Source organism: Adonisia turfae CCMR0081 (assembly GCF_011009555.1).
In the GTDB taxonomy this organism is placed as follows: domain Bacteria; phylum Cyanobacteriota; class Cyanobacteriia; order Phormidesmidales; family Phormidesmidaceae; genus Leptothoe; species Leptothoe turfae.
This window is the reverse complement of record NZ_QXHD01000004.1, coordinates 3670657-3694606: the sequence shown is the minus strand read 5'-3', so window position 1 is coordinate 3694606 and position 23950 is coordinate 3670657. Positions and strand designations below refer to the sequence as shown.

At 48.4% G+C, this 23950-nt stretch carries 23 protein-coding genes and 1 pseudogene; 12 read left to right on the top strand and 12 right to left on the bottom strand.

The features are described 5' to 3' along the window. From DXZ20_RS20070 to DXZ20_RS20040, 7 genes and pseudogenes are all read right to left on the bottom strand, one after another. Positions 1 to 495 (bottom strand): annotated as a pseudogene (locus tag DXZ20_RS20070) (hypothetical protein); the annotation flags it as partial. Between the two features lie 62 nt (positions 496 to 557). Beyond that, positions 558 to 1298: a hypothetical protein gene (locus DXZ20_RS20065; RefSeq protein ID WP_163700075.1), complete on the bottom strand. Its 741-nt coding sequence runs from the start codon at positions 1296 to 1298 to the stop codon at positions 558 to 560. Then, positions 1299 to 2690: an alkaline phosphatase family protein gene (locus DXZ20_RS20060; RefSeq protein ID WP_163661078.1), complete on the bottom strand. Its 1392-nt coding sequence runs from the start codon at positions 2688 to 2690 to the stop codon at positions 1299 to 1301. Between the two features lie 196 nt (positions 2691 to 2886). After that, positions 2887 to 3702, bottom strand: a complete 816-nt coding sequence (gene lgt, locus DXZ20_RS20055; protein ID WP_006517328.1) for a prolipoprotein diacylglyceryl transferase — start codon at positions 3700 to 3702, stop codon at positions 2887 to 2889. 2 nt (positions 3703 to 3704) lie between these two features. Continuing rightward, entirely contained in the window at positions 3705 to 5273 is a 1569-nt protein-coding gene (locus DXZ20_RS20050) for a sulfatase (RefSeq protein WP_163700073.1), read from the bottom strand. Between the two features lie 206 nt (positions 5274 to 5479). Then, positions 5480 to 6400 carry a ribokinase gene (gene rbsK, locus DXZ20_RS20045; protein WP_163700071.1) on the bottom strand — a complete coding sequence of 307 codons (921 nt, stop codon included), beginning with the start codon at positions 6398 to 6400 and terminating at the stop codon, positions 5480 to 5482. 22 nt (positions 6401 to 6422) lie between these two features. Further along, positions 6423 to 6752 carry a hypothetical protein gene (locus DXZ20_RS20040; RefSeq protein ID WP_163661084.1) on the bottom strand — a complete coding sequence of 110 codons (330 nt, stop codon included), beginning with the start codon at positions 6750 to 6752 and terminating at the stop codon, positions 6423 to 6425. Positions 6753 to 6924: 172 nt separating this feature from the next. Between DXZ20_RS20040 and dxr the strand changes: the two genes are divergently transcribed. The 4 genes from dxr (at position 6925) to DXZ20_RS20020 (ending at position 11148) form a co-directional block, all read left to right on the top strand. Next, positions 6925 to 8121, top strand: a complete 1197-nt coding sequence (gene dxr / locus DXZ20_RS20035; protein WP_163700069.1) for a 1-deoxy-D-xylulose-5-phosphate reductoisomerase — start codon at positions 6925 to 6927, stop codon at positions 8119 to 8121. Between the two features lie 37 nt (positions 8122 to 8158). Continuing rightward, on the top strand, positions 8159 to 8368 hold the full coding sequence (locus tag DXZ20_RS20030; protein WP_163661088.1) for a hypothetical protein: 210 nt from the start codon (positions 8159 to 8161) through the stop codon (positions 8366 to 8368). 607 nt (positions 8369 to 8975) lie between these two features. Beyond that, positions 8976 to 10223, top strand: coding sequence for an S-layer homology domain-containing protein (locus DXZ20_RS20025; RefSeq protein WP_163700067.1), 1248 nt, complete (start codon positions 8976 to 8978; stop codon positions 10221 to 10223). Positions 10224 to 10911: 688 nt separating this feature from the next. Further along, positions 10912 to 11148: a hypothetical protein gene (locus tag DXZ20_RS20020; RefSeq protein WP_163700065.1), complete on the top strand. Its 237-nt coding sequence runs from the start codon at positions 10912 to 10914 to the stop codon at positions 11146 to 11148. A 287-nt stretch (positions 11149 to 11435) separates the two neighbouring features. Here DXZ20_RS20020 and DXZ20_RS20015 read toward each other — a convergent pair whose 3' ends face one another. Then, positions 11436 to 11879 (bottom strand): PTPA-CTERM sorting domain-containing protein, encoded by a 444-nt coding sequence (locus DXZ20_RS20015; RefSeq protein ID WP_348918711.1) that lies wholly within the window; start codon positions 11877 to 11879, stop codon positions 11436 to 11438. 369 nt (positions 11880 to 12248) lie between these two features. Continuing rightward, on the bottom strand, positions 12249 to 14855 hold the full coding sequence (gene clpB, locus DXZ20_RS20010; protein WP_163700060.1) for an ATP-dependent chaperone ClpB: 2607 nt from the start codon (positions 14853 to 14855) through the stop codon (positions 12249 to 12251). A 256-nt stretch (positions 14856 to 15111) separates the two neighbouring features. On the opposite strand from clpB, the gene DXZ20_RS20005 reads away from it, so the two are divergent. Then, positions 15112 to 16221, top strand: coding sequence for a YihY/virulence factor BrkB family protein (locus tag DXZ20_RS20005; RefSeq protein WP_163661098.1), 1110 nt, complete (start codon positions 15112 to 15114; stop codon positions 16219 to 16221). Positions 16222 to 16276: 55 nt separating this feature from the next. Here the strand turns inward: DXZ20_RS20005 and DXZ20_RS20000 are convergent, their stop codons facing one another. Further along, positions 16277 to 17074, bottom strand: a complete 798-nt coding sequence (locus DXZ20_RS20000) for an MOSC domain-containing protein (protein ID WP_250565845.1) — start codon at positions 17072 to 17074, stop codon at positions 16277 to 16279. A gap of 152 nt (positions 17075 to 17226) precedes the next feature. On the opposite strand from DXZ20_RS20000, the gene DXZ20_RS19995 reads away from it, so the two are divergent. The 4 genes from DXZ20_RS19995 (at position 17227) to cysK (ending at position 20000) form a co-directional block, all read left to right on the top strand. Beyond that, on the top strand, positions 17227 to 17712 hold the full coding sequence (locus DXZ20_RS19995; protein WP_163661100.1) for a 2TM domain-containing protein: 486 nt from the start codon (positions 17227 to 17229) through the stop codon (positions 17710 to 17712). A 329-nt stretch (positions 17713 to 18041) separates the two neighbouring features. Continuing rightward, on the top strand, positions 18042 to 18401 hold the full coding sequence (locus DXZ20_RS19990; protein ID WP_163700058.1) for a (2Fe-2S) ferredoxin domain-containing protein: 360 nt from the start codon (positions 18042 to 18044) through the stop codon (positions 18399 to 18401). A 177-nt stretch (positions 18402 to 18578) separates the two neighbouring features. After that, positions 18579 to 19013 (top strand): RrF2 family transcriptional regulator, encoded by a 435-nt coding sequence (locus DXZ20_RS19985; RefSeq protein WP_006517310.1) that lies wholly within the window; start codon positions 18579 to 18581, stop codon positions 19011 to 19013. Between the two features lie 21 nt (positions 19014 to 19034). Next, complete coding sequence (gene cysK, locus DXZ20_RS19980; protein ID WP_163700056.1) at positions 19035 to 20000, top strand: cysteine synthase A; 966 nt, start codon at positions 19035 to 19037, stop codon at positions 19998 to 20000. Here cysK and cobS read toward each other — a convergent pair. Continuing rightward, positions 19983 to 20765, bottom strand: coding sequence for an adenosylcobinamide-GDP ribazoletransferase (gene cobS, locus DXZ20_RS19975; RefSeq protein WP_163661103.1), 783 nt, complete (start codon positions 20763 to 20765; stop codon positions 19983 to 19985). The genes cysK and cobS overlap by 18 nt on opposite strands. A gap of 289 nt (positions 20766 to 21054) precedes the next feature. On the opposite strand from cobS, the gene DXZ20_RS19970 reads away from it, so the two are divergent. From DXZ20_RS19970 to DXZ20_RS19960, 3 genes are all read left to right on the top strand, one after another. After that, positions 21055 to 21510, top strand: a complete 456-nt coding sequence (locus DXZ20_RS19970) for a hypothetical protein (RefSeq protein ID WP_163700054.1) — start codon at positions 21055 to 21057, stop codon at positions 21508 to 21510. A gap of 68 nt (positions 21511 to 21578) precedes the next feature. Next, positions 21579 to 22703: a tRNA guanosine(34) transglycosylase Tgt gene (gene tgt, locus DXZ20_RS19965; protein ID WP_163700052.1), complete on the top strand. Its 1125-nt coding sequence runs from the start codon at positions 21579 to 21581 to the stop codon at positions 22701 to 22703. 91 nt (positions 22704 to 22794) lie between these two features. Continuing rightward, the gene (locus DXZ20_RS19960) at positions 22795 to 22932 is read left to right on the top strand and encodes a photosystem II reaction center protein K (protein WP_006517305.1); all 138 of its coding nucleotides are present in this window, start codon (positions 22795 to 22797) and stop codon (positions 22930 to 22932) included. Between the two features lie 245 nt (positions 22933 to 23177). On the opposite strand, the gene DXZ20_RS19955 is transcribed toward DXZ20_RS19960, so the two are convergent. Beyond that, positions 23178 to 23639 carry a hypothetical protein gene (locus DXZ20_RS19955; RefSeq protein ID WP_163700050.1) on the bottom strand — a complete coding sequence of 154 codons (462 nt, stop codon included), beginning with the start codon at positions 23637 to 23639 and terminating at the stop codon, positions 23178 to 23180. Positions 23640 to 23950 lie beyond the last annotated feature (311 nt).

Sequence of the window (23950 nt, the reverse complement as noted above, 5' to 3'; positions counted from 1 at the left end):
GCTATAGCCCGTGGGCTGGGCCACCCCTGCACCGATGAGGCGAGCGGCGGTACCGGAAGCAATTTGACGGATACCCACCTGGATAACTTTGCCAGAGCTACTTTTCTCTTGACGTTGGTTAAAGGCATCGGCCACTTCCACTAGCCAACGCTCATTTTGCCGGTCAATATTGGCTTTTTCCGAGGAGCTGTAGATTTCTAGATAGAGCTGGTCTGCCCTGGGTTGGGCTCCATAGAGGGGAAAGTTCTCAATGTCGGGCAGGGGTTCTGCAATTTGATCAACGGTGTAGCGACTGGCAACTTCGTCGGAGACTAAATTGCTAGCAACATTGATTTTGGGTAATACCTGCTTGGTGAGGGTGGCTTGGGCTGTTTCCAGGGATGTGACTGGCGATTGACAGCCACCTATACCCCCAAGACTCAGGGTAAACATCAATCCTAGGACAAGACTGATGAGCTGACGGTGGGTGCGATTTGGAAACAGTTTTTTGAGCATGGCTGGTATTAAAGCAACGATGGCAGCGGGTGTCTGAGCAGGTATCTAAACAGTTGACTGGCCTAGGCTTCTAGAATTTCTTTATTGGCGGCGATGAGGGTTTCTAATCGCTGGGGTAGGGAGGCATCCCCCTGGGAGAGACTGGCCAAGGCTACCTGATCTTGGAGCTGCTGTAGCTGCTTGTAGGTTTGCTCCATGCGATCGCAACTTTGCTTCAGCTGCCTTTTGGCCATTTGTTGATAGGTGGGCGTTTGAATCTGGGCCTGTACCTGAAGGCCATCGGCCACCTGTTGGGCTAACTCCACGACGGTGTGTAGGGCTTCGAGCAGTTCAGTGCGAAGGGTGGACTCGCGATCGCAAATACCCATCGCAAACGTTTGCGACTGCAATGCCCAAGCTTTAACCGGCTGCCAAGTCTGATAACCATCGCGAGCCACCTGGGCGTGAATGGCCTCAATCCGCCTTTGAAAGGTAGCAGCATTCAGCAAGTCACTGTCATCTTGTACACCGCTGGACGACGATCGATAAGCCGTTACCCAGCTGCCTGTCATCACAGTCGCCACAGCACCACCCCCCAACCAGGCCACCGGTCGGTTACCGGCTAAGATAACCAACAGACCACACCCAAAGGCTGTCCCCAAAAGTAACCCATAGGTCTGAGGTTGCCGTCCCAAGGCTGACCAGTTGATAGGCATCGGGTTGCGCCTCCCTACATTTTCCTTACATTGACTGACAAAAGTACTGTAGTCAGTCTTATCTTGCTCAATGGTAGTAGACGGCGTCACTGCCTGGGGACGGTTCATCTATATCGACAAAACCTTACCCCGCAAATCACTAGGACCATCCACTCCATACCGATCTAGCATGGTCGGCGTAATGTCATATAGCTGGGCATTCTCTAACACCTGACCACCCTGGGGGGCTTTCGGATCATGGAAAATCATTAACCCATATTGAGCATGGTTGGCATCATCCGGCCCAGTATCATTCCCTTTAGCATACAGCTCGCCTGTGCCCACACTGCCCACCGAACGCCACGCTAACCAATCAAAGTACACTAGCAAATCCGGAGCCATTCCCCGCACCTTCTGATAAGTCTCCTGAGGCACATAGGCCTTCACCTCCATCGGAGAACCATCTGGAAACGTAATTGATTCTAATTCACTAATCAACTGCTCGCGAAATGCTTTGAACTCTTGTAAGGGGATCGCTCCCTGGGGTTCTCTCCCTCGCACATTCAAAAAAATTCTGGCATAGTAACCACCCGCACCCCACACCTTGGTGTTCTCCCAATCCACCTCAACCTTATCCAAAGCAATTGGATCACTCGGCTTTTCCTTCAGTGTGAGATAGCCCTTTTCAATTAACCATTCATTGATGCAAATCCCCCCCATCAGAGGCTGTGCGCCATGATCCGACACAACTAAAACAGCCGTGTCATCATCACACTGAGCAAGCAGACGCCCTACCCGCTCATCCACATGACAGTAATAGTCATGGATCGCCGTAGCAAAGGGCATATCTGGCTGATAGTCAGGATGACGTGGATCCATAGGCTTCCAAAAGGCATGGTGAATGCGGTCCACACCCATATCCACCAGCATCAAAAAGTCCGGCTGGTCCTGCACAATCAGCTTCTCCGCCAGGGTAAAGCGCTGATCGCATAGCTTATGAATATTCGACAGAATTTCAGCCTTATCCTCTGACCGGAACTCAGGCACATCCATCATAAAGTCCGGCATCCAGCTACGAATCTGAGCACCCAGCTCCGGCGGATGGGTAAAGGTAACCTGGGGACTGGGCGTCAGAAAACATGACACCATTGAACCATTTACCTCATAGGGTGGCGATGTGCCGGGAACGCTTAGAGCAGCCACCTTCCAACCAGCATCGCCCAGATAATCCCATAGCCGAGGGAAACGCACAGCTCGACCATCAGCAATTGTCATGTTCTGATAGGCCCGCGTTGCTCGATTACGAAAGCCGTAGATGCCCAGTTCCCCCGGATCGCGCCCAGTCATCATACAGCTCCAAGCTGGAACGGTAATGGCAGGAATGGAGCTTTCTAAACGACCATAGCTACCTTGGGTCATGAGGCGGGAGAGATTAGGTAGATCCTCTCGCCATTGCTCAAAGACGAGAGAGGGTTCCATGCAGTCAAGGCCGATGATAATGAGGCGAGGAGAGGGAGGCATGGGACAGGTAGAGGAAGAAGGAGAAGTAAATGAGTTTAGATATGTGAGTATTATTTAAGTCGGGAATGGCCCCTCATCCCGCAGCCCCTTATCCCTGGGGAGAAGGAAAGAAAGACTTTGATTTCTATTAACCGAAAGGCTGATAAAGGCTTTTTCAACGTCCCACTCCCTGGGGAACGGGATTAGGATGAGGGCATTATCTCAAAGCAACACGTCTCCTGAGGAAAAACGTAGCTCCCGCCCCAACAACCGCGAGAAGAGATAGAATGTGCACCACATTAAACGGTGTACCCAGGAAGAACCAGGAATCTGTTCTTAAGAACTCAATAAAGAAACGACCAAAGGGATACCAAATTAAGTACAACAGGGATATATCGCCAGGTCGTAACTGTCTACCAAACCGCTTTGACACCCAGTACAGCACCAAGAAACCTAACAAATTCCAAACAGATTCGTATAGAAACAGGGCATGAAATCGGGTGGACTCAGGGTAGGCAATTAAATCGTTGTAGGGAGCTAAACGGTGCTGTGGATCAATACGCAAACCAAAGGGCCAAGCGGTGGGGGGACCATAGAGTTCTTGATTGATAAAGTTACCCCAGCGACCAATGGCTTGGGCAATGGGTAAACCTACCGCCGCTGCATCTAGGTACATTAGCGTGGGTAAACGACGGAATTTGGTAAAGAGCCAGAGGGCAATGCTCCCAAAGATAAATGCACCAAAAATATGGATACCGCCACCCCAGACTTGTAAAATCTGACCAGGATTCTGGAGGTAAAAGGCTTTATCACTGGACTGGACAAAAACATAGTAGAGACGGGCACCTATAAAGGCTGGGATGAGCACCCAGATCAACATGTCCCAAAAATCTTCAGGGTTCTTACCACGGCGTTCAATTTCTTTACTGGCAAACCAGGAGCCGGTAATCACAGCGGTGGCCATGAGTAGGCCATACCAACGCAGGGCAAAGGGACCAATTTCGACAATCGTCGGATCTACGGGAGGATACATACTTATTCTTCTAGATATCCAAGGTCTTTGAGACGACGGCGAACTTCTGGATCATCAAATCCAGTTGCACGGGCTTGAGAGTATAGAGCCCGATGCTGATCAGCATCTTGACTAAAGGCAGAGAGAGAATTTTGTAATGATTCCACCATCTCTGGAAAAATTTCGCTCAAATCTAAACTCTCATTCGGATCATCTTGAACATCATAGAGTTCGGGAGGATTTTGAGCAGTTTCAATTAATTTGTGATTCCCAACCCACACAGCCCTTCTAGTTTGATCGCAGGCATGTTGAGATATAAGTTCAGGCTGCCGTTTTTGAATCAAGTTCAGCACATTCTGCGGAGTGACTGCCTCTGCATAAACACAATGTTCAGGATCAACCTCTTCTAGAGTCTTGCTGGTGTTTGAATGTTCTAGACTAAGCTCGGCCTCTTCTGGAGTTGCCAGCCCTGTTGCTGACAATACAGTATGGAATAAACAGCGAGTGGAGACGACATCATCACGAACAGTGCCGCGACTAATTATATCGTTAGGGTCATGGATAATTAATGGTACTTGCACCAGTTCATTATAGATAGAGAGGCTGTGGCCGATGAGCTGTTTCTCTCCTAAATGCTCTCCATGGTCGGCACAAACAACAACATAGGTATTCTCTAAACGACCGGCCTGTTTCAGCTGTTCTAGAAAATGACCAACCTGTACATCTTGTGCAGCGACCTCAGCATCATACATGTTATCCAGGGTATCTTTTTGCTGGTCTCCCAAGGCCCCCATCAGGGGCGCAAGCCAACCGTAGACATCGCTATTAAAGCGACGTAGATACGTCTGAGCATCGCGATCTTTGAGGACATTGGGGGCAAATTTTTCGATGTACTCGCGGGGAGGATGGTAGGGCATGTGGGTGCCCATCAGATTGATAAAGGTGAAAATGGGTTGGTTCGCTTTCACACCTTTCCGTTCAATCAACAGTTGAGCGGCATCGTCTAAAGACTTGCGAGTATTGCCTTTGAAGCTGAGGGCCGTTTGCCACAGGGGCACCATTAAAGGTGTAAATGATAATGATAGTAACCAGTCAGAACGAGCAAAGGCATCTTGAACCTGGTTGAGTGCCTTTGCAACAATGCGTTTGAATAGCTGGCGATATTTATCTAAAAAGCTTGAGGGGATACCGGCTTGGTTAGGGCGAGAGCTGAGTAAACCGCTGTAGTTGAGAAAGCTGTAAAACCCACGTCGCAGACCATTGTTAATGACGCCAACCAGAGGGTTATTGCAAAATGCAGATGTGTAGTAACCGCCATCTTGCAGTCGCTCTGCCAAGGTTTTGAGATGGGGCGGCATTACTGAGTAGGACTGCTGCATCTGGTGCTGTGATGGATACAGTCCAGTGAACATGGACGCATGGGAAGGAATGGTCCATTGGCCGGGTGCGATCGCGACTTTAAACCGTGTCGCCCCCTCAGCAAACGCATCTATATGTGGCGAAGTCGGCTTCTCGTAGCCGTAACACGACAGGCGATCCACACGCTGAGTGTCGAGCACCAAAAAAATGACATCTGGTTGATTTGAGGGCATTGAAGCGCAGGAAGCGTAATGACAATCTTGCCGCTGTTGCTAAGCAGCAACGCCGCTATGTAAGTACTACGTTTGCGAAAAATATTCGGATGCACAGTCTCGCCTATTAGCAATGCTGAATTAACCGCAAATTATTGCTAATGCTCCACTGACTACACCAATTTTTTCCACTCGACACGGTACTCATTCAGTCTAGAGCATCAAGACTATAAACTACCTGAAGGATGGCTGAGCAAAAAGTCTTCCACCTGTGCTCGGATTGGCATAGATGACTGTGCCCCAGCTTTTGTAACCGCTAGAGCGGCTACTGCACTGGCCCACACAACTGCTGCCCGCAACGATTTTCCTTCTGCCAAAGCAACTGCTAAACCACCGTTAAACGCATCCCCAGCAGCCACAGTATCCACCGCTTTAACCTCAAAAGCAGGCACATGAAAGACCTCTAAATCTGAGGCAACCACTGCCCCCTGGCTCCCCAATTTCACAATGACTGTCGATACGCCCCGCCGTCGCAGCACCTGAGCAGCTTCCATGGCGGTGGCCACACTCTTTACTTTCATGCCCACAAGCTGGGATGCCTCTGTTTGATTAGGCGTCAGAATATCCACCAGGCTATAAAAATCTGTAGGTAAATCGGAGCGAGCCGGGGCTGGGTCTAGAATTACACAATGCTCAGCCGCTCGCTTTGCAGCTGCCTGTACCGCCACCAGGGGAATTTCAAACTGCATCAGCAAAACTGAGGGCCCAGGCCCTAGAGGTAGGCGGTTTGCATCGGATAAATCCACATTGCCATTAGCTCCAGGCACCACCACGATCTGGTTTTCACCCGATTCATCCACGCTGATCAGGGCCACCCCTGAAGGTCCCGGCTCGGCCAGCACTAACTCTGTAGCCACATTAGACGCCTGCAAGCTATTGCATAGCTCCTGTCCAAAGCTATCGTCACCAACCCGACCCACCATGGTTGTAGGCGCACCCAAACGGGCAGCCGCTACCGCCTGGTTAGCGCCTTTTCCTCCTGGGACTGTGGTGAAGCCGGTTCCCAATAATGTTTCGCCAGACTGAGGCAAACGAGGGACCTGGGCCACCAGGTCCATATTAAGACTGCCAAAAACAATGATAGGCATTGAAAAAACCACAGCTCAGACACTAGGGATCAAAACTTCCCCAACTATCCCCTAACCCTGTCAGGGGATCCAAATTGGACGGTGATTCCTCTGGTGGATCATTTGGTGGATCGTTTACTTGCCAGGAGTTCGGCGGGCGATCGCTACTCCAAGCCCACCAGGCTACGCCACATTTACATTGATAAAACTCTTGCCACTTGCGTTTGTGGTTGTGGGTGTAAACAGGCGATCGGCGATTAATCCAAACATCAGTCGCTACGCTGGCAGACTCGCTACAGTGCGGACAGGAAAACGTCAGGGCATGAGTTGCAGATTCGGCCCACTTAGGTGGGTCAGGGGAAAAAGCTTCCATAAATGGTTAGGGCGATTCGCTAGCGTCTCCTTCAATCAATTATGGTCGTGATTTCTAAAAGCGAACCATTCCCCACAGCTCTTAAAATTTTGTGAAAAGACGTTAAGAATCTATAGTTGAAACAGGGCGGGCCAGATGGTCAGCTGTAAACCTTTAGCAATAGGCAATTACCGTGAAGGCAATCACTCTGCTTGGTTCAACTGGCTCCATTGGCACCCAAACCCTTGATATTGTTGAGCATCACCCTGATAAGTTTCGCTTAGTTGGCATTGCTGCAGGCCGCAATGTGACACTTCTGGCTGAGCAAGTCCGCCAATTTAAGCCAGAAATTGTCGCCATCCACGATGCGAACAAGCTGGCAGAACTCAAAGAAGCAATTGCTGATGTAGACCCACAACCACAAATTCTGGCTGGCGCAGATGGCATCGTAGAAGTAGCCCGCTATGGTGATGCAGAGGCTGTCGTAACTGGCATCGTCGGCTGTGCAGGATTATTGCCCACTATTGCCGCGATTGAAGCAGGTAAAGACATTGCCCTAGCCAATAAAGAAACCCTAATTGCGGGTGGTCCCGTTGTTTTACCCCTGGTAGAAAAGCATGGTGTGAAGCTGCTGCCTGCTGACTCCGAGCACTCCGCCATTTTCCAGTGTTTGCAGGGGCTGCCCGAAGGGGGGCTACGCCGTATTATTCTGACCGCATCCGGCGGTGCCTTTCGTGATTGGCCCGTAGAAAGGCTAAAGGACGTGACCGTTGCAGATGCCGTCAAGCATCCTAACTGGTCCATGGGTCGCAAGATTACAGTGGACTCAGCCACAATGATGAATAAGGGTCTAGAAGTCATCGAAGCCCATTATTTGTTTGGGATGGACTACAACCACATCAATACGCTGATTCATCCCCAGAGCATTATTCACTCACTCATTGAGACCCAGGACACATCAATGCTGGCTCAGCTAGGTTGGCCAGATATGCGTCTGCCCTTGCTCTATGCGATGTCCTGGCCCGAACGTATTTTCACTGACTGGAAGCCTTTGGATCTGGCGCAGTTGGCCACACTTACGTTTAAGGAACCCGATCATGCTAAGTATCCCTGCATTAATCTGGCCTATGAAGCTGGACGAGCTGGTGGCTCCATGACTGCCGTTCTCAATGCAGCTAACGAGCAGGCGGTGGCATTATTCTTGGATGAGAAAATTCATTATTTGGATATTCCCAAGGTGATTGAGAAGGTGTGCGATCGCAACCGTGACCACCTCACCACAAGCCCCTCACTCCAGGACATCCTGGATGCTGACCAGTGGGCTCGCCAGGAAGTGATTAACGTTAGCAATACACTCACCGAGCGTCAGGTTGTAGCCCTGGGTTCATAGGTTAAGATTGGTCAGACTCTAAGAGGAAACACGGCCCATGGAAATTGTGGTTGTCATTGGTGCGATCGCTATTTCAATCCTGGTCTTTACCTGGTTGATCAAGGTGGTAAAAGCCACCCTAAAAACAGCCTTTTTAGCAGCCCTGATTTTGCTAGGGTTACAAATTTTCTTTGGCATTGGCCCCACCGCCATTTGGGAAGCCATCCGTGATTTCGTCGGCCAGCAAGCCGGAAATATTCCCCGGTAGGTTGTGTGGCAAACCCACAAAGGCAGCATGAATGTGACAGTTTGAAAGAAAGAAAGCAGCTTCAAAATAACGATATAGACCATTGTAGTTTTCTATAAAGCTTGCCTAACTCTTTTCCTATCAATGGTTTCAGCAGCTTATAAGTCAGAAAAAACAATAGATAAAAGGTAAATCATCTGATATCAGCGCTTCATATCCCAGATTTGTCACTATGCCAGTTAAAAAGGCGTAATGACACCATTCGAATTTTGAAAATAAGTCTTGTTAGAGTCAATTCGTGAACAGGGGCTCTACCACCTTGTTGAATAGCATCGCTCAACCAGGAAAAGATTTTTAGGGTTATATACGATTTTTCTGTCTACTCATCTATCCTTCTACAGACATTAACCACCTTCTCTCTATAGAACTGAAAGATTTTTTGTAGGGGCGTATGGTAATACGCCCAATACAGGATATTGAGCATTTTGCCTATCTTTCGAAGGGCAAACATCAGCGCGCCCTTACAACAGATCAACAACAACTAAAAAGATTCTTTTTCTTGAGGTTGCAAGTTGGCACAAAGCCACAGTTTCTAAAAAATTATGCATTGTTTTTGAGGATCTTTACTATGCTAAAAATGCGACAGTTTCAGACAACAACTGCTTTATTACTGATGCTGGGCATGGGTGCAGGAACACTCTCACCCCTCGTCACACCAGCTCCAGTTGTCGCCCAAACTCAAACCCAGTTTACTGATGTTTCGTCTAACTATTGGGCCAGCCAGTTTATTATGAGCCTAGCGGAAAGAGATATTATCGCAGGTTTCCCCGATGGCACCTTTCGCCCTGATGAACCAGTAACCCGTGCCCAGTATGCTGCCATGGTACGCAAGGCATTTAACCTCACCAACATTCGTAGCAGCACTAACTTTGTGGATGTACCCGCTAACTATTGGGCCACAGCCGCCATTGACAATGCCTATCGCATGGGCTTTTTATCTGGCTATCCCAACAATGTGTTTCAACCCAACCAAAATATTCCCCGTGCCCAGGTATTGGTTTCATTAGCGAACGGTCTTAACTATGAGGCCACAACCGTCGCCAGCGCAGACGTTTACCGTGATTCTCGGTCCATCCCCAGCTATGCCACAGCTAGCATTGCCGCTGCAACTGAACAGAGACTCGTCGTTAACTATCCTGACATCGAAGTCTTACGCCCCAATCAAACCGCTACACGGGCAGATGTCGCAGCCTTTATTTATCAAGCGTTAGCCAGTCGCAACCAGGTAGCAACAGTACAGTCTCCTTATATTGTTCAAACAAGAACAACGACAACGACTTCCCAGTCATCGGTTGCAGCCGGAACGACGATTTCAGTTGACCACGCTGATGGTGACAAGATTGTCATATTACCGGATGAGACATTACCTCTCACATTTCAGGTCGCTGAAGCTGTCACCAATCGTCAAGGTCAAATACTTATTCCCCGTAATAGCCAAATTATTGGCGAGTTGCGTCCTGCGAGTTCAGGGAGTCAGCGAGGTTCTCAGTTTATGGCACAAACGTTGGTGCTAGATGATGGTCGTCGGCTTGACATCCAGGCACAGTCTCGGATTATCACGACAACTGAAACTATTCGTCGGGGAGCCAGCGTTGGTGAAATATTTGCTGGAGCTGTATTAGGTTCTGGCGCATCCACAGCTGTTGCCTCAGTCACAGGTGATGATGAGCCCCAAACTTGGGAGGTATTAACGGGTACTGTTGCTGGAGCAATCGGTGGTCTGATCTTAGGACGTGAACGCGTAGAGGTAATTTCGATTAATCCTGACAATGACCTGATGTTAACCGTTAGTCAGACATTGGCATTATCAGAATAAAGGTGGTCTGATCCACTGTAGGGGCAATCGGGGATTCCGAAACAATCCCTCGTGGTTGCCCTCCAGCATTGACAGGCTTCTAATTGTAAACCCGTAGGTTGGGTTGTCACAAAACCTAACGTATCGCCTTAACACCAAAACCTCATAAACCCAACATATATCGTCTCAAGAGATTTCGGTTAATTGCGATAGTGTTGCAGGGCTGGCACAAGGCGCAGTCCCTACGAGTTAACCATTGTGCCTTTGATATCAGAATCTCTCAGAATAATACAAATACATGAAAGGGTAGGTTGAGTTGCCACAAAACTATCATCATTATTCATATCGCTTTGACTAAAGCTGTCAGGATAATGGCGACTGTCGTTGACATAGGGCAAATGCTTTGCAGGATCTTAACTCACTATATTCAACAATTTTTCTTGATGTCAGTCCGCATATTGACTGAATTAGCTGAGGACTGATAGCCTACAAAGCTAATAGCTACGGAACACCTCTGTCAGCTATTTCGCACCCAAAAATTTAGCTGCGCGAGATGGCGGTGCGCCAACACCCCCACCCCGCTAACCCCTCCAACTGCACAACCAGTTGGTGAGCTGTGAGCATTTTACAGCCACCCTGATGACGTTGCAGGGTGGCTAACTTTTTGGGCGCTTTCCTGACCCTTACGAAAATACAAGGAAAACGCCCCATGACTGCGCCAACCAAACTGCCTGCCGACCTATCCATCGCCCTACCCACTGGCGAAACTATCCGCCATATTCTCCTGGGCAGCTCCGGCGGCATCCGCCAAACCATCCACCTGTTACATAACCTGAAGTACGTCGAGCAAAGCCAGTGGAGTCCACTGATAGAAACTCCCGACAATCGGCTAATCCTTACCCCTGAACCAGGCGACGTCATCAGCATCCTCGTCAAACGCCTGTAAGCGAGAAAATCGCCTGATGCCTTCGACTCTGCTCAGCCACCAGGCATTCACTGAGCGAAGCCAGACGGTCACTGAGCGAAACCAGACGGTCACTGAGCGAAGCCGAAGTGACCGTTCCAACGAAACCCAGCCCGATGCACTGTTGAGGATTGAGCAAAGGGGCCAATCCATTATTAGTAACAGTATTACAGGTACTAAAACAAGGCCTAAACACCTCTGAACGGCAGTCATTTAAACCGTAGGCTGGGTTAAACCAACATCCCCCCTGCCTTTAAATTAAATTCTCATCAGTCCAGATTACGTCTGCGCATCGCAGCCAGTCCCATACCCATTAGCCCTGGCAGTAATGCAGGTGTGGGCACATCTGTCGCATCATCTGAAGACACATCAAGATTGATAACCGCATAAAAAGTGTCTGAATCGGAGTTAATTTTTCCGGCCTCTACCAAACGCCTCTCATTATTAATGTAGGTAGTAAAATCAATACTCCCATTTATATCCACATCAAACGCAAAAGAGGGTCCAAAAAACCCATCGGGCACTCCTAACTCACTATTCCCATCAGCAAAAGCCTCACCAGCCGCCGCCGCTATGGTCCGCGCTAAATTCTCATCACCAAACCACGGGACTAGATTCTCAAAATCGTCCCTTGCACGCAAATCATCAAACGTAGCTTCCTCTACCGTTAACTCATAGATCGAGTCTTCTGCCGTAATAGACAGAGCAGACACAGGAGCAGCAGCTAAAACGACAGCAGAGACAGAAGCAATGCCCAAAGAACATGCGATAGAAGCAGCAATTTTGTTTATTCTCACAATAGGATCTAGAAAAACAGCAAAATAAGCTGGATCGACACACTTATCGCTATACACTATATAAAAATTGTTTCTAGAGGAAAACGTAACCTAGAACATTAAATATTAGAAAGTTCACTCTTTTATCAAGACTTTAAAAAGATAGCGGACAACGGTGAACAGTCATTGACCTGACTATACGAAGCCAAAATACACAGTCAGGCGAAAAACTCAGAACGGGGCCTGAAGTCAGCCCAAAAAAAGGTGGGCATGCCCACCTTTCAAATGTCAGAATTTAATCGCTCATCAAATTGCAACTTTGACCTTAAACACCAGTCGCTCATTCTCTACGTCAACCACAACGGTGTCGCCACCTTTATAATCTCCCCGAAGAATACTCTTTGCGATCGCAGTTTCCAACTCACGCTGGATTGCCCGTTTCAGAGGCCTTGCCCCATAAACCGGGTCATACCCCACATCAGCCAAGAAATCTAAGGCTGATTCTGACAACGATAGTCCAATCTTCTGATCCGCCAACCGTTTCTCCAGCGCCTGCACCTGTAGCTTAATAATCTCTCGCAACTGAGACTTCTGCAAACTGTGGAAGATAATCATCTCATCCACCCGATTTAGAAACTCAGGACGGAAGTTTGAGCGCAGGGCATCCATTACACGGGTTCTCATTTCCTCGTAACGACTATCATCCCCCGCCACATCCAGAATAAACTGGGAGCCAATGTTGCTAGTCATAATGATCACCGAATTTTTAAAGTCCACAGTGCGACCTTGAGAATCTGTCACGCGGCCATCATCGAGAATCTGCAACATAATATTGAACACATCTGGATGCGCCTTCTCAATCTCATCAAATAGAATCACTGAATAGGGACGGCGGCGCAATGCTTCCGTTAGCTGACCACCTTCGTCATAGCCCACGTATCCTGGAGGTGCACCGATCAAGCGAGATACCGCATGTTTCTCCATGTACTCTGACATATCGATGCGAACAATCGCTTCCTCTGTATCAAACAGATAGCTTGCCAGGGCTTTAGCTAACTCGGTTTTACCCACACCAGTAGGGCCAAGGAAGATAAAGCTTGCTGTGGGCCGATTCGGATCTGCCAGACCCGCTCGTGATCGCTGAATTGCATCTGCAACAGCGGTAACCGCTTCCTCTTGTCCAATCACTCGTTTATGGAGTTCATCCTCCAGCAGCAACAGCTTTTGCATCTCTGACTGCACCAGTTTACTGATGGGAATTCCCGTCCACTTAGAGATAATCTCGGCAATGTCTTCTTCAGACACTTCTTCTCGCAACAAAGTACGACCGCTAGCCTGAGATTCAGCTAACTGTTTTTCGGCTTGGGAGACTTTTTCTTGAAGTTCGTTGAGCTTGCCATATTTTAGTTCAGCGGCTCGATTATAGTCATAGTCTCGCTCTGCCTGCGCAATCTCAATATTGACACGATCAATCTCTTCTTTAATGACTTGAATTTGATCAATTCCATCTTTCTCAGACTGCCATTGAGCGTTAAGCGTACTTTGTTCTTCTTTAAGATTTGCGAGTTCTCTCTCTAAACGTTCTAGGCGTTCAATGGAACCAGCATCGGTCTCATTTTTGAGAGACAGACGCTCCATCTCTAGCTGCAGGATCTTGCGGTCGACTTCATCCAACTCTTCTGGCTTGGAGGTAATCTCCATTTTGAGTTTGGCCGCTGCTTCATCGACTAAGTCAATGGCTTTGTCGGGTAAAAAGCGATCGCTAATGTAGCGAGTTGATAACGTAGCCGCTGCCACCAATGCATTGTCCGCGATGGTGACACCATGGTGCAGCTCATAGCGTTCCTTTAAACCCCGCAGAATAGAAATAGTGTCAGGAACAGTCGGCTGATCAATATAAACCTGTTGGAAACGACGCTCCAGCGCAGCATCTTTTTCGATGTACTGGCGATATTCATCCAGTGTCGTCGCCCCAATACAACGTAGCTCACCCCGAGCCAGCATCGGCTTGAGTAGGTTGCCTGCATCCATGGCTCCTTGAGTTGCGCCAGCACCCACCACGGTATGGATTTCATCGATAAACAGAATGATCTGTCCCTGGGAGTCGGTCACCTCCTTAAGTACGGCTTTGAGACGCTCTTCAAATTCACCACGATATTTGGCCCCGGCAATTAGCGCACCCATATCCAGGGCTATCAGTTTGCGATCGCGTAGCGACTGGGGTACGTCATTATTAATAATTCGCTGAGCCATTCCTTCGGCAATGGCCGTCTTACCCACCCCTGGTTCACCAATAAGGACAGGATTATTTTTTGTACGGCGAGACAAAATTTGAATGGTCCGACGAATTTCATCATCTCGACCAATGACTGGATCGAGACGACCCTCGCGGGCATACTCAGTCAGGTCACGGCCATATTTCTCTAGCGCTTCGTATTTACCTTCAGGGTTTTGATCGGTCACCTTTTGATGGCCTCGTACTTGTTTAACAGCATTTTTGAGCTGCTTGGTATTGATACCCGCCTCCCGCAGCAAAGATTTACCAAAGCGGGTGTCCTCAGGATAGACCAGCAGTAAATGTTCAATGGAAATGTAATCGTCGTCAAACTCTTTGCGAAACACGTCTGCATTGTCCAGCAAAGTATTTAGCGAACGCCCTAAATATATGTTGTCGCTTTGCCCCGTTACCTGGGGTTGTTTACGTAAAAATGCCTCAGTTGCACTGCGCAATGCATCGATGGAAGCTCCGGCTTTTTGGAAAATGCGACTGGCTAATCCATCTTGCTCTAGTAAAGCCAGCATTAAATGCTCGGTCTCAATTTGTTGATGCTGCCACTGCTTAGCCAGATCGGTAGTAGCTGCGATCGCAGCCCATGCCTGCTCCGTAAACTGATTTGGATTAGATGGTTGCATAGCCAAGCCTCCTCGTATGCGCCTATTTGCATTCTAGGCAAAGGGTCAAATACCTGATGATCGGTGTTCCCCCAGTGAGTAGGTAGGTATTGCCGCCCATGCTAAGAATTTGCACACTTCGTTCGTAGCGGCCAATGACAAGCGGGTATGTTACAAATAGGTGCTGAGGGGTAAAAACGTAAGGTTTCTACGATTGTTACTTGATATATAAGTAGAAATCTGTATTTTGAAGAAGTGTTTTGATTAGCTAGACGTTTTGCCAAACCTTCCCCGACGAGAGACTGGTCAGCTGCATTCTACGCTGCGTCAGACGTTGTATACGACCTATTGTGCACAGCAACCGCTGCGACGATTGTCGCGAACCTTCTCGCCGCTCGAATTTATTCGATTTTTAAGCTATATCAATCTGCACACCGTTCGTGCTGTTGTACACGCCACCCTCAGGCGACGGTTACCAAGTTTAGCGTCAGAAATGGCCTACAACGCTATGCTGGGCCTTTTCCCCGGCATTTTAGCCATGCTGACAGCCATTGGTTTAGTTAATTCATTAGAGAATACATTTAATCGCCTGGCCATGCGGTTAAGTGAAATCGCACCAGGCGCTGTTAATGAACTGATCCAAAACTTTGCCGATGAAGTTACCGCTGGTGGTAACCGAGGATTATTTTCCTTGAGTTTTGCGATCGCCCTATGGGCGTCTTCAGGAGCCATCAGCGCCGCCATGCGTGCCCTGGATGAAATCCACCAGATTCCCGTTGAGCAGCGTCGTCCCTTTTGGAAAGCCAGGCTCCTATCCATTGGCTTGACCATTGGCACCATCCTATTGCTCATGACCGCATCCTACCTGGTGTTTCTTAGCGATGGCGTTATCCAACTGCTAGCTGATATTGGGGCAGAGCAAAGCGGTGAAAACGTCAGAGAGTGGGTACTCACCATTTGGCGACTTTTTACATGGCCTTTAGCGTTAGGCATTGTTTCATCTGCATTTGCCTTTGTCTATCGTTTTGGCCCCAGCCGTTGGACCCGTGGTAAACCCCTCATGCCTGGTGCAGTGCTGGCAGCCCTATCTTGGGCCATTTTATCCGCAGCATTCCGCATGTATGTAGCCCAATTTGGTAACTACAACAAGGTTTATGGTGCCATTGGTACGGTGATTGTCCTGCTGCTCTGGTTATTCCTCACATCACTGGTCATGCTCATTGGCGACCAGCTCAATGTTATCGTCGGCGAACTGATGATCCACAGCCCACGGATGCCATTGATCAGACGCAGACGCCATCCGCCATCATCAACGCCCGGTTACCGCACCTCGAATCAGCTGCCTAGCCTGGGCAAGTCAACCATTAATAAAGATCGACATCGGTAACGCCCCCATAGGGCATTGCCTGTAAGACTCTAAGGAGTTTTAATAGTCTGCATTCTTAGGCCAAAATCTCCACCGTGTCCCCCACAGCCAACGTCCCTTCACCGTTGGCAATCAGGTTCTGACCAAACCAAATCGCATGATCCCAACGACGATAGGTAGCCAGGGTCTTCAATGGCTCCTTGCCCTGTTCTCCTGTGGACTGCTCCACACCAGGAATAGAACAGCGGGAACAGGATTTAGCCACATCAAACAAAATGTCGCCAATTTTGATTTGCTTCCAGGTATCTTCAGCAAATGGCTCACAGCCCCTGACCACCAAGTTAGGCCGAAATCGATTCATCGGCACTGGCTGCTCTAGACGGCCATTCAAATCCGCCAACGAGGCTTCGGAAATCAGCAAAAACGGATACGCATCTGAAAAACTATTCGGCGTCTCAAACCGTCCATGGTCCACGGGGCGATGGGTGCTATCTGGCATGTAAACAAGCTGAGCATCCACGCCTAAGAAATGATGGAGCCATTGAGCCGCTTTATCTCCCATGGACCAGGCAGTACAAGCATCACCCCACACATTCACATGCAGCAGCTGGGCCGTAGCTGGCACCGCTGGGAGCTCTAGTGAGGAATCCGGTACTCCAGCAATGCTGAGATGTAGCGTCTCATCAACAGTCACTTGAATCAGCGCCATTTTAGGGAGTTTACGTTGAGTCAGGAATTTGCCATTGCGATCGCACACCATCCAGCGTCGGTCATGCAACAGCCCCCGGCTAGTCACCTGAGCCTGATGCAAACCAATACCTGCCGCCGACTTAACTGGATATGTGGTCAAGCCACTCAGTTCGATCAAAGACATCGCAATGCTCCTAAAAGACGGTTATCCGATCGGCGACTCCCCTAGTTCAATCGCCGCGAAATTATCTATAACTAAGGATAGGGCGTTGGTATAGATATCGCCGCTTTAGACGGTGGAGCCTGCCCAAATCACCCCAATCCCCGTAGACAACCATGGACAAGCTCTACCGAATGGAAGACGCTCAGCGGATCTTGCAACTTGCGATCGAACAAGAGACCGAATCGGGTGAACTCTCCCATCAACAGTTGGTAGAAATTGCGGAAGAACTCAACATCAGCCCAGCCGCGCTGCAAACGGCTGAACAAGAGTGGAAAATCATGAAGGGGGAGGCCGAAGATCACCGCCTGTTTCAACGTCAGCGCATACAACGTTTGCAGAGTCAGGCCATCCGCTATAGCATCGTCATTATCTTTTTAGTCGTAATAGACTTTCTCACTCCAGGCGGCACATTTTTAGGTCACCTTGGCTTTTCGCTCTACGTTGCATTATTTTGGGGACTGGGTTTATCCCTCAAAGCCTGGCGGACATTACAAACGTCAGGCGAACGCTACGAACGTGATTTAAACCGGTGGCGACGCAAACGCAGCATGCAACAAACAATTAACGGTGTCGTCAACCGCTTTTTAGGATCTGTTTAGTGACGTTTTTTTAAGATGTTATAAAGTCTTGCAAAAACATCTGGCAGCCCACAACAACTGTTACAAGCCTTACAACCAGGGTTTATCAAGAGTCACTATCGCAACAATATGATTTCGCATGACCTTAAGCACACCAATAGTCAGGCCAATTTTTATGAATTTTCCTTATAGATAGCAAGATAGTTTGCACTTTATGGTCAATCCTGCAATGATACGAAACACAAGGCTGGTTGTGTGTCCTTGATTTTCACTCAATAGCTGCGGGTGTGATTTTTTATGCTCATACTTGCAGCTGTCCAATTTAGGCCTTTTTTTGGTCATCATTCCTGATGGAAGAACTTCCAGCTAACCGAGCGGCTAGCAAATCGTCACCCCAACGCCGATTTATTCAAGTTTGCCAGTACCGCAGTTGCACTCGCTTCAATTCAGCAGCTGTACTCAAGACTTTAAAGCAATATGCAGGTCCCGATTTGATGGTGGCAGCCAGTTCTTGTCTCGGCCAATGCGGTTCAGGACCTAACGTCAGAGTGGCTCCTGATAATGTTTGGTACTGCCGTGTTCATCCCCATGACGTCAATGACATTCTGGAGCAGCATATCCAACAGGGTAAACCCGTCAAGCGTTTGCTCCATCCTCGATTTCATCCCGATTACAACCATCTGCTAGAAAAGCTCAAATCTCAGACTTAGATGAGGCACACATTATTAGCTCCGAGCATATAACCCGAGCATATAAATAGTAAATGTCTGACCCATAGAGCTGGCACCCCAGTTCGGCATGGTAGAAATAATCATCATAAATATGTAATTATCCATTCCCCAGTGGAGAACCGGAGTATACTATAAGGGTTGCAGCTATGCCGCCCCGTGGAACTCTCTTGCAAAAGTGAATACGCCCTGCTTGCACTGCTAGAACTCAGCTTGCACTATGAAAAGAGCGAGCCTCTGCAAATTCGTCAAATTGCAGCTCAACAAAATATTCCTGATCGATATTTAGAGCAACTTTTAGCCACATTACGCCGCGCAGGTTTTGTAAAAAGTCAACGCGGTGCCAAAGGAGGCTATTTATTAGCACAGGCTCCGTGGAATGTATTGCTATTGGACGTTGTAAATTGTATCGAAGGTCTAGAAAAGAAGGACAATGCAAGCGATGCTGTATTGACAACAGAGCGGCAGGTTGTCCGGAGCTTGTGGCAAGCAGTGCAGGAAGCGGCTAGAGAAGTGCTATCTGCTCACACTTTGCAAGATTTGGTAGAGCAACGCAACGCCAAACATCAGGTTGATTTGATGTATTACATTTAGCGCATTGGGAAATAGCTGGCCATGCGGATCGCCCAAAATATTACTGAACTGGTGGGTCGAACACCGCTAGTAAAGCTCAATCGCATTCCTCAAAGTGAGGAATGTGTGGCTCAAATTGTTCTCAAACTTGAAGGCATGAACCCGTCGGCTTCGGTTAAGGACAGAATTGGCGTCAATATGATCGCCGCTGCCGAGGCCGCAGGCAAAATTCAACCTGGTAAAACCACGTTAGTGGAACCAACTTCTGGGAATACTGGCATCGCTTTAGCCATGGTATCGGCAGCTAAAGGCTATCGTTTGATTTTGACCATGCCAGAAACCATGAGCGCCGAGCGTCGGTCCATGTTACGTGCCTACGGTGCCGAGCTAGAACTGACCCCAGGCAATGAGGGGATGGCAGGGTGCATTCAGCGGGCCCAGCAGTTGGTAGCATCAACACCAAATGCTTACATGCTGCAACAGTTTCGCAACCCGGCCAATCCAGATATGCACCGCAACACGACAGCGGAAGAAATCTGGCAAGATACCGAGGGGCAGGCAGATTTTTTAGTCGCTGGCGTGGGCACTGGTGGCACGATTACCGGAGTCAGTGAAGTCCTTAAACAACGCAAACTTGAGTTTCAAACCATCGCCGTAGAACCCGCCAACAGTCAAGTACTCACTGGCGGAAAACCTGGTCCCCATAAGATTCAAGGTATCGGTGCCGGTTTTGTACCTGAAGTATTGCAAGTAGAACTCATTGACGAAGTTATTCCCGTGACGGATGACGAAGCTATTTCTTTTGGTCGTCGTCTTGCCAAAGAAGAAGGAATTTTGTCTGGTATTTCCAGTGGTGCAGCACTCTGTGCGGCTATCAAAGTAGGTCGCCGACCTGAAAATGCAGGCAAATTGATCGTCGTGATTCAGCCTAGCTTTGGTGAACGCTACCTCAGCACTCCCTTATTCCAGGATCCTACCCTGACAGCCTCCCTAGTTAGCGCACGCTAAGCTCACCAGAACAACAACCTCAACCCACTCGACAACGGCCCCATAGGTATCCCCTGTATGTCCCCCTAATCTGCGATTGAGCCAGTCTGCCACCAACCCAGCACTGCTTAATCCAGCTGCGATCGCAACAACACCATAACGCCAGGAAATACCTCCCGCAACAACACCTAAACCGGTCAATAGCACCAGTCCTATCGCCCAGGGTAGAGCGTACCAACAGGATGGTAGTGCTTGCTTATGAAATGCCCCCTTACCCCTGGGTTTTAGATAGGAATAAGTAGCAATAGCCCACTGCTGACCCCACCGTCCCCAGGCAGCCGATGCCATCAGGGCAAACCATCGCCCCTGAGTAATCGCTGCTAAGGCAACTGTTTTGAGCAGCAGAATTGCGATCGCAACCATCACTCCAAATGCCCCGGAACAGCTATCGGCCATCACGTCTAACCGTCGGTTATCCTGCACTGCAAGGCCATCGGCGGTATCCATGGCACCATCTAAATGCAATCCTCCGGTCAGTCGGACCCCTACCAAAATGAGCACAGCACTACGGAGCAAAAGCGGCATCCCAAGGCTGAGCACAGCATCAAGCACCGTCAAAAGCCCCCCCAATCCAAGACCAATAACAGGAACGATGCGGGCGACCTGCCCTAACTCTGCTGGCCATTGCCGAGGTAACGGCACACTCGTGTAAAACAACAAAGCTCCATTTAACAAAGCCCATTGTTGCTGTCCAGCTCGGGCAAAAGCTTTAATCCACTGCTCCATAAATTTCCTTCAAAAGCTTGTCATCAAATAACTTGAGCAGTCAGCAACGTACTCTGACCACACGATTAATCTGAGACGTAAGAATTAACGTTCAGTATTCTGGCTGAAGGCAGTACGAAAAATTGCTGAAATAATGTGAAGTTAAAAGGATACAAACAAACAGAAAGATTATTTTTGTCTTGGACGTTCCAAATAATCAGATTTCATCTATCTTGAGTATAGATTGTTAAAAACTTCGGTGTTTCACGGGCCCACTGCTGACTATAAGTGCCCATCTACCGACCCTGTTATGAGCTATCAACCTTCAACAACTTCCTTACCAGCCCCATGTCTTGTCGATGTAGGCATCGTAGTCAACCCAAAGGACATGGTGCGAATCTTGCAGCATCTAGGACGTGTTCGGTATATCCATCAACAAGAAGAACAAGTTCTCAGAGAAGGCGAGGGTTATGTCGTCGAAGTCTTTAGCGATCCTCAACAAGCAACGCTGGTGGCCAACAGAAGTCTCTATCTCAACGTCGCTAGCTTTGACTACTTGGAGATGGGGCAGCTAGCGGATAACCAACCTTATTTTGATTTAATCCAGGACAACCGTTGCCTTCGCATTTTGCCCCAATCAAATCCTCTCACAGAGCAGAATAGCTGCAACATTAATGACGCTACGCTAGAAGCTATGCTGGCTGAGGCATTAACAGCTCGGTGGGATGCTTGTCTAGACGATGACAGCAATAACTTTACGAGTTAGTCACTTGTATCCATTAGCTTAAATCTAGTAACGTTGCCAACAGTATTACTTGAGGACAACACTAACTGTTGGGTACTGACCATTTTTCATTCGAACATCAAGCCTCCTGCTGCCACACTAAGGCGAGAGCAGGAATTTTTCATACACCCCATGGCCCAGTCCACACGCCACGTTTTATGCCAGTGGGCACCTTAGCAAATGTTAAGACCATAACGCCATCACAGCTCAAAGATACTGGCGCACAAATGGTGCTGTCCAATACTTACCACCTACACCTACAACCTGGTGAAGATTTAGTGGCTGAGGCCGGTGGGCTACACAAGTTTATGGGCTGGTCTGGCCCTATGTTGACCGACTCAGGGGGTTTCCAGGTCTTTAGCTTGAGCAAAATCCGTACAATTTCTGAAGAGGGGGTCACCTTCCGCTCACCCCGCGATGGTCGTGTTATTTATATGCCGCCGGAGGAATCCATCCGCATCCAAAATCAGTTGGGAGCTGATGTGATTATGGCCTTTGACGAATGTCCCCCCTATCCCGCCCATCGAGAGGCAGTCGAAGCAGCCACCCAACGTACTTATCGCTGGCTGACGCGCTGTATAGAGGCACATCAACGCAACGATCAGGCTCTGTTTGGCATTGTACAAGGCGGTGTTCATCTAGATTTACGCCAAGCCGCTGCAGAACAGCTAGTGGAGTTAGACTTACCCGGCTATGCCATCGGCGGTGTCAGCGTCGGTGAACCGCCTGAGCTCATAGAAAAAATCGTTCAAGCCACCACGCCGCTACTGCCACCCGATAAACCTCGATATCTCATGGGTGTCGGCACCTACCGAGAAATGGCTCAAGCAATTGCCGCTGGCATGGATCTATTTGACTGTGTCATTCCAACTCGTTTAGCTCGCCATGGAGCAGCCTTGGTTCAAGGTGAACGATGGAATTTAAAGAATCAAAAGTTTCGTCGGGACCTCACTCCCCTGGACTCAACGTGCACCTGCTACACCTGCAAGAATTTTACGCGGGCTTATCTTTGCCATTTGATCCATGCCCACGAACTTCTGGCATATACGCTGTTATCTATTCATAACATCACTGAGCTAATTCGATTTACCCAGGCCATTCGTAAAGCAATTTTACAAAATCAGTTTGTGGCAAAGTTTCAACAGTGGCTAGAACCCTCTACTTCTAGTAGCTAGACAAAATATGAACAAACCTTAGCATGCACCACAGCATGTTAAGATGTGAGTCAATTATTAAGCAAACTGTCGCCAACGTAGAGAGGTTTTCATGGACGCGGTCCTACTGTTAGCTAAACTCCCCGAAGCATATCAAGCATTTGCTCCCCTGGTAGATATTTTGCCTATTCTACCTATATTTTTCTTGCTACTAGCTTTCGTTTGGCAGGCATCTGTTGGTTTTCGTTAAGTCACATTCCTTAAGTAATTAGCCCCAGTGTCAAGTGCCTTTCGGTTGGTTAATCAGGATGTGATCATATTGTTGCGATCGCAATTCCACTTATATTAATCGACCTCTCGTCAATTCAGTTTTCTCAAATTCTCAATGTTTTTTAATAAAGAGGGAGCGGTCTATGGACTGCTCCCTCTTTATTTTTAATATTGCCCCCAAACAACGTATGCCTGAAGTCCGCAGCTCTATAGTCTATTGCAAGGCTAAAGTGTCATATGAGTATATTTGTGCTGCTTCACATTGTCTTCAGCAGTCACATTGTTAGTCGAATTTAAGATTCGCTTCTTCTCACTAGAGAAATTTACATCCGAAAATGATTGACCATAGGGCACCTTCGCCTGAATATCGTCTCTCGTTTGATAGGTTCTTGCAGCCGCTAATGCCCGCTCTACAAAATCCTCACAAAATTGAACATTTTTTGGATCAACGGGTAAATGAGTTACGATTGGCTGCTTATCTTTTACTAGCTCACCCAGCTGCAAACTGTAGAGGGTCCTATAGGACGTGGGCACCCCTTTAACAAGCGCTTCAAAATAAGCAGAGGGAACAGGCTCTAAAATTTTTACCGGCACCACATCACCGTCTTGCTTCATAAAACAGTGAGCTAAACCAACAATCACGTAGTCATTGTCTGATAGCACTGTCGACGGAGAAGAGAGAGTCATAGTAGCTCAAAACGATTTTTGCTAGCTTTACCGCTTCCAATCGTAACTGTCTCAAGGAAGTAGCAAAGAATTCCGCTGAAATCCGTTATAAAACCCCACGAGCTGTAATGTTTGGCAACTGTCAGGGGATTCGGTGTACGTAAAAACACCTATTAACTTTGTGATTTTACGAGCAATGCTCCGTTATTTCCCGGTTGGGCCAGAAACAACAGCCATGCAACGATTCAGTTAGTGGTGTTGTCAGGCATGAACAACGCGCTATTACCTCGGTTAGTGGCTAACTCTATCCATTAGCCTGAAACGATAGGGAG

Excerpts from the sequence above, each read along its gene's own strand:
- DXZ20_RS20065 (WP_163700075.1), bottom strand. The coding sequence starts at position 1,298 with ATGAACCGTCCCCAGGCAGTGACGCCGTCTACTACCATTGAGCAAGAT.
- DXZ20_RS20025 (WP_163700067.1), top strand. The coding sequence starts at position 8,976 with ATGCTAAAAATGCGACAGTTTCAGACAACAACTGCTTTATTACTGATG.
- DXZ20_RS20030 (WP_163661088.1), top strand. The coding sequence starts at position 8,159 with ATGGAAATTGTGGTTGTCATTGGTGCGATCGCTATTTCAATCCTGGTC.
- DXZ20_RS20020 (WP_163700065.1), top strand. The coding sequence starts at position 10,912 with ATGACTGCGCCAACCAAACTGCCTGCCGACCTATCCATCGCCCTACCC.
- DXZ20_RS19990 (WP_163700058.1), top strand. The coding sequence starts at position 18,042 with ATGGAAGAACTTCCAGCTAACCGAGCGGCTAGCAAATCGTCACCCCAA.
- clpB (WP_163700060.1), bottom strand. The coding sequence starts at position 14,855 with ATGCAACCATCTAATCCAAATCAGTTTACGGAGCAGGCATGGGCTGCG.
- DXZ20_RS20040 (WP_163661084.1), bottom strand. The coding sequence starts at position 6,752 with ATGGAAGCTTTTTCCCCTGACCCACCTAAGTGGGCCGAATCTGCAACT.
- DXZ20_RS20000 (WP_250565845.1), bottom strand. The coding sequence starts at position 17,074 with ATGTCTTTGATCGAACTGAGTGGCTTGACCACATATCCAGTTAAGTCG.
- DXZ20_RS19955 (WP_163700050.1), bottom strand. The coding sequence starts at position 23,639 with ATGACTCTCTCTTCTCCGTCGACAGTGCTATCAGACAATGACTACGTG.
- DXZ20_RS20050 (WP_163700073.1), bottom strand. The coding sequence starts at position 5,273 with ATGCCCTCAAATCAACCAGATGTCATTTTTTTGGTGCTCGACACTCAG.
- DXZ20_RS19995 (WP_163661100.1), top strand. The coding sequence starts at position 17,227 with ATGGACAAGCTCTACCGAATGGAAGACGCTCAGCGGATCTTGCAACTT.
- DXZ20_RS19970 (WP_163700054.1), top strand. The coding sequence starts at position 21,055 with ATGAGCTATCAACCTTCAACAACTTCCTTACCAGCCCCATGTCTTGTC.
- rbsK (WP_163700071.1), bottom strand. The coding sequence starts at position 6,400 with ATGCCTATCATTGTTTTTGGCAGTCTTAATATGGACCTGGTGGCCCAG.
- cobS (WP_163661103.1), bottom strand. The coding sequence starts at position 20,765 with ATGGAGCAGTGGATTAAAGCTTTTGCCCGAGCTGGACAGCAACAATGG.
- cysK (WP_163700056.1), top strand. The coding sequence starts at position 19,035 with ATGCGGATCGCCCAAAATATTACTGAACTGGTGGGTCGAACACCGCTA.
- DXZ20_RS20060 (WP_163661078.1), bottom strand. The coding sequence starts at position 2,690 with ATGCCTCCCTCTCCTCGCCTCATTATCATCGGCCTTGACTGCATGGAA.
- DXZ20_RS19960 (WP_006517305.1), top strand. The coding sequence starts at position 22,795 with ATGGACGCGGTCCTACTGTTAGCTAAACTCCCCGAAGCATATCAAGCA.
- lgt (WP_006517328.1), bottom strand. The coding sequence starts at position 3,702 with ATGTATCCTCCCGTAGATCCGACGATTGTCGAAATTGGTCCCTTTGCC.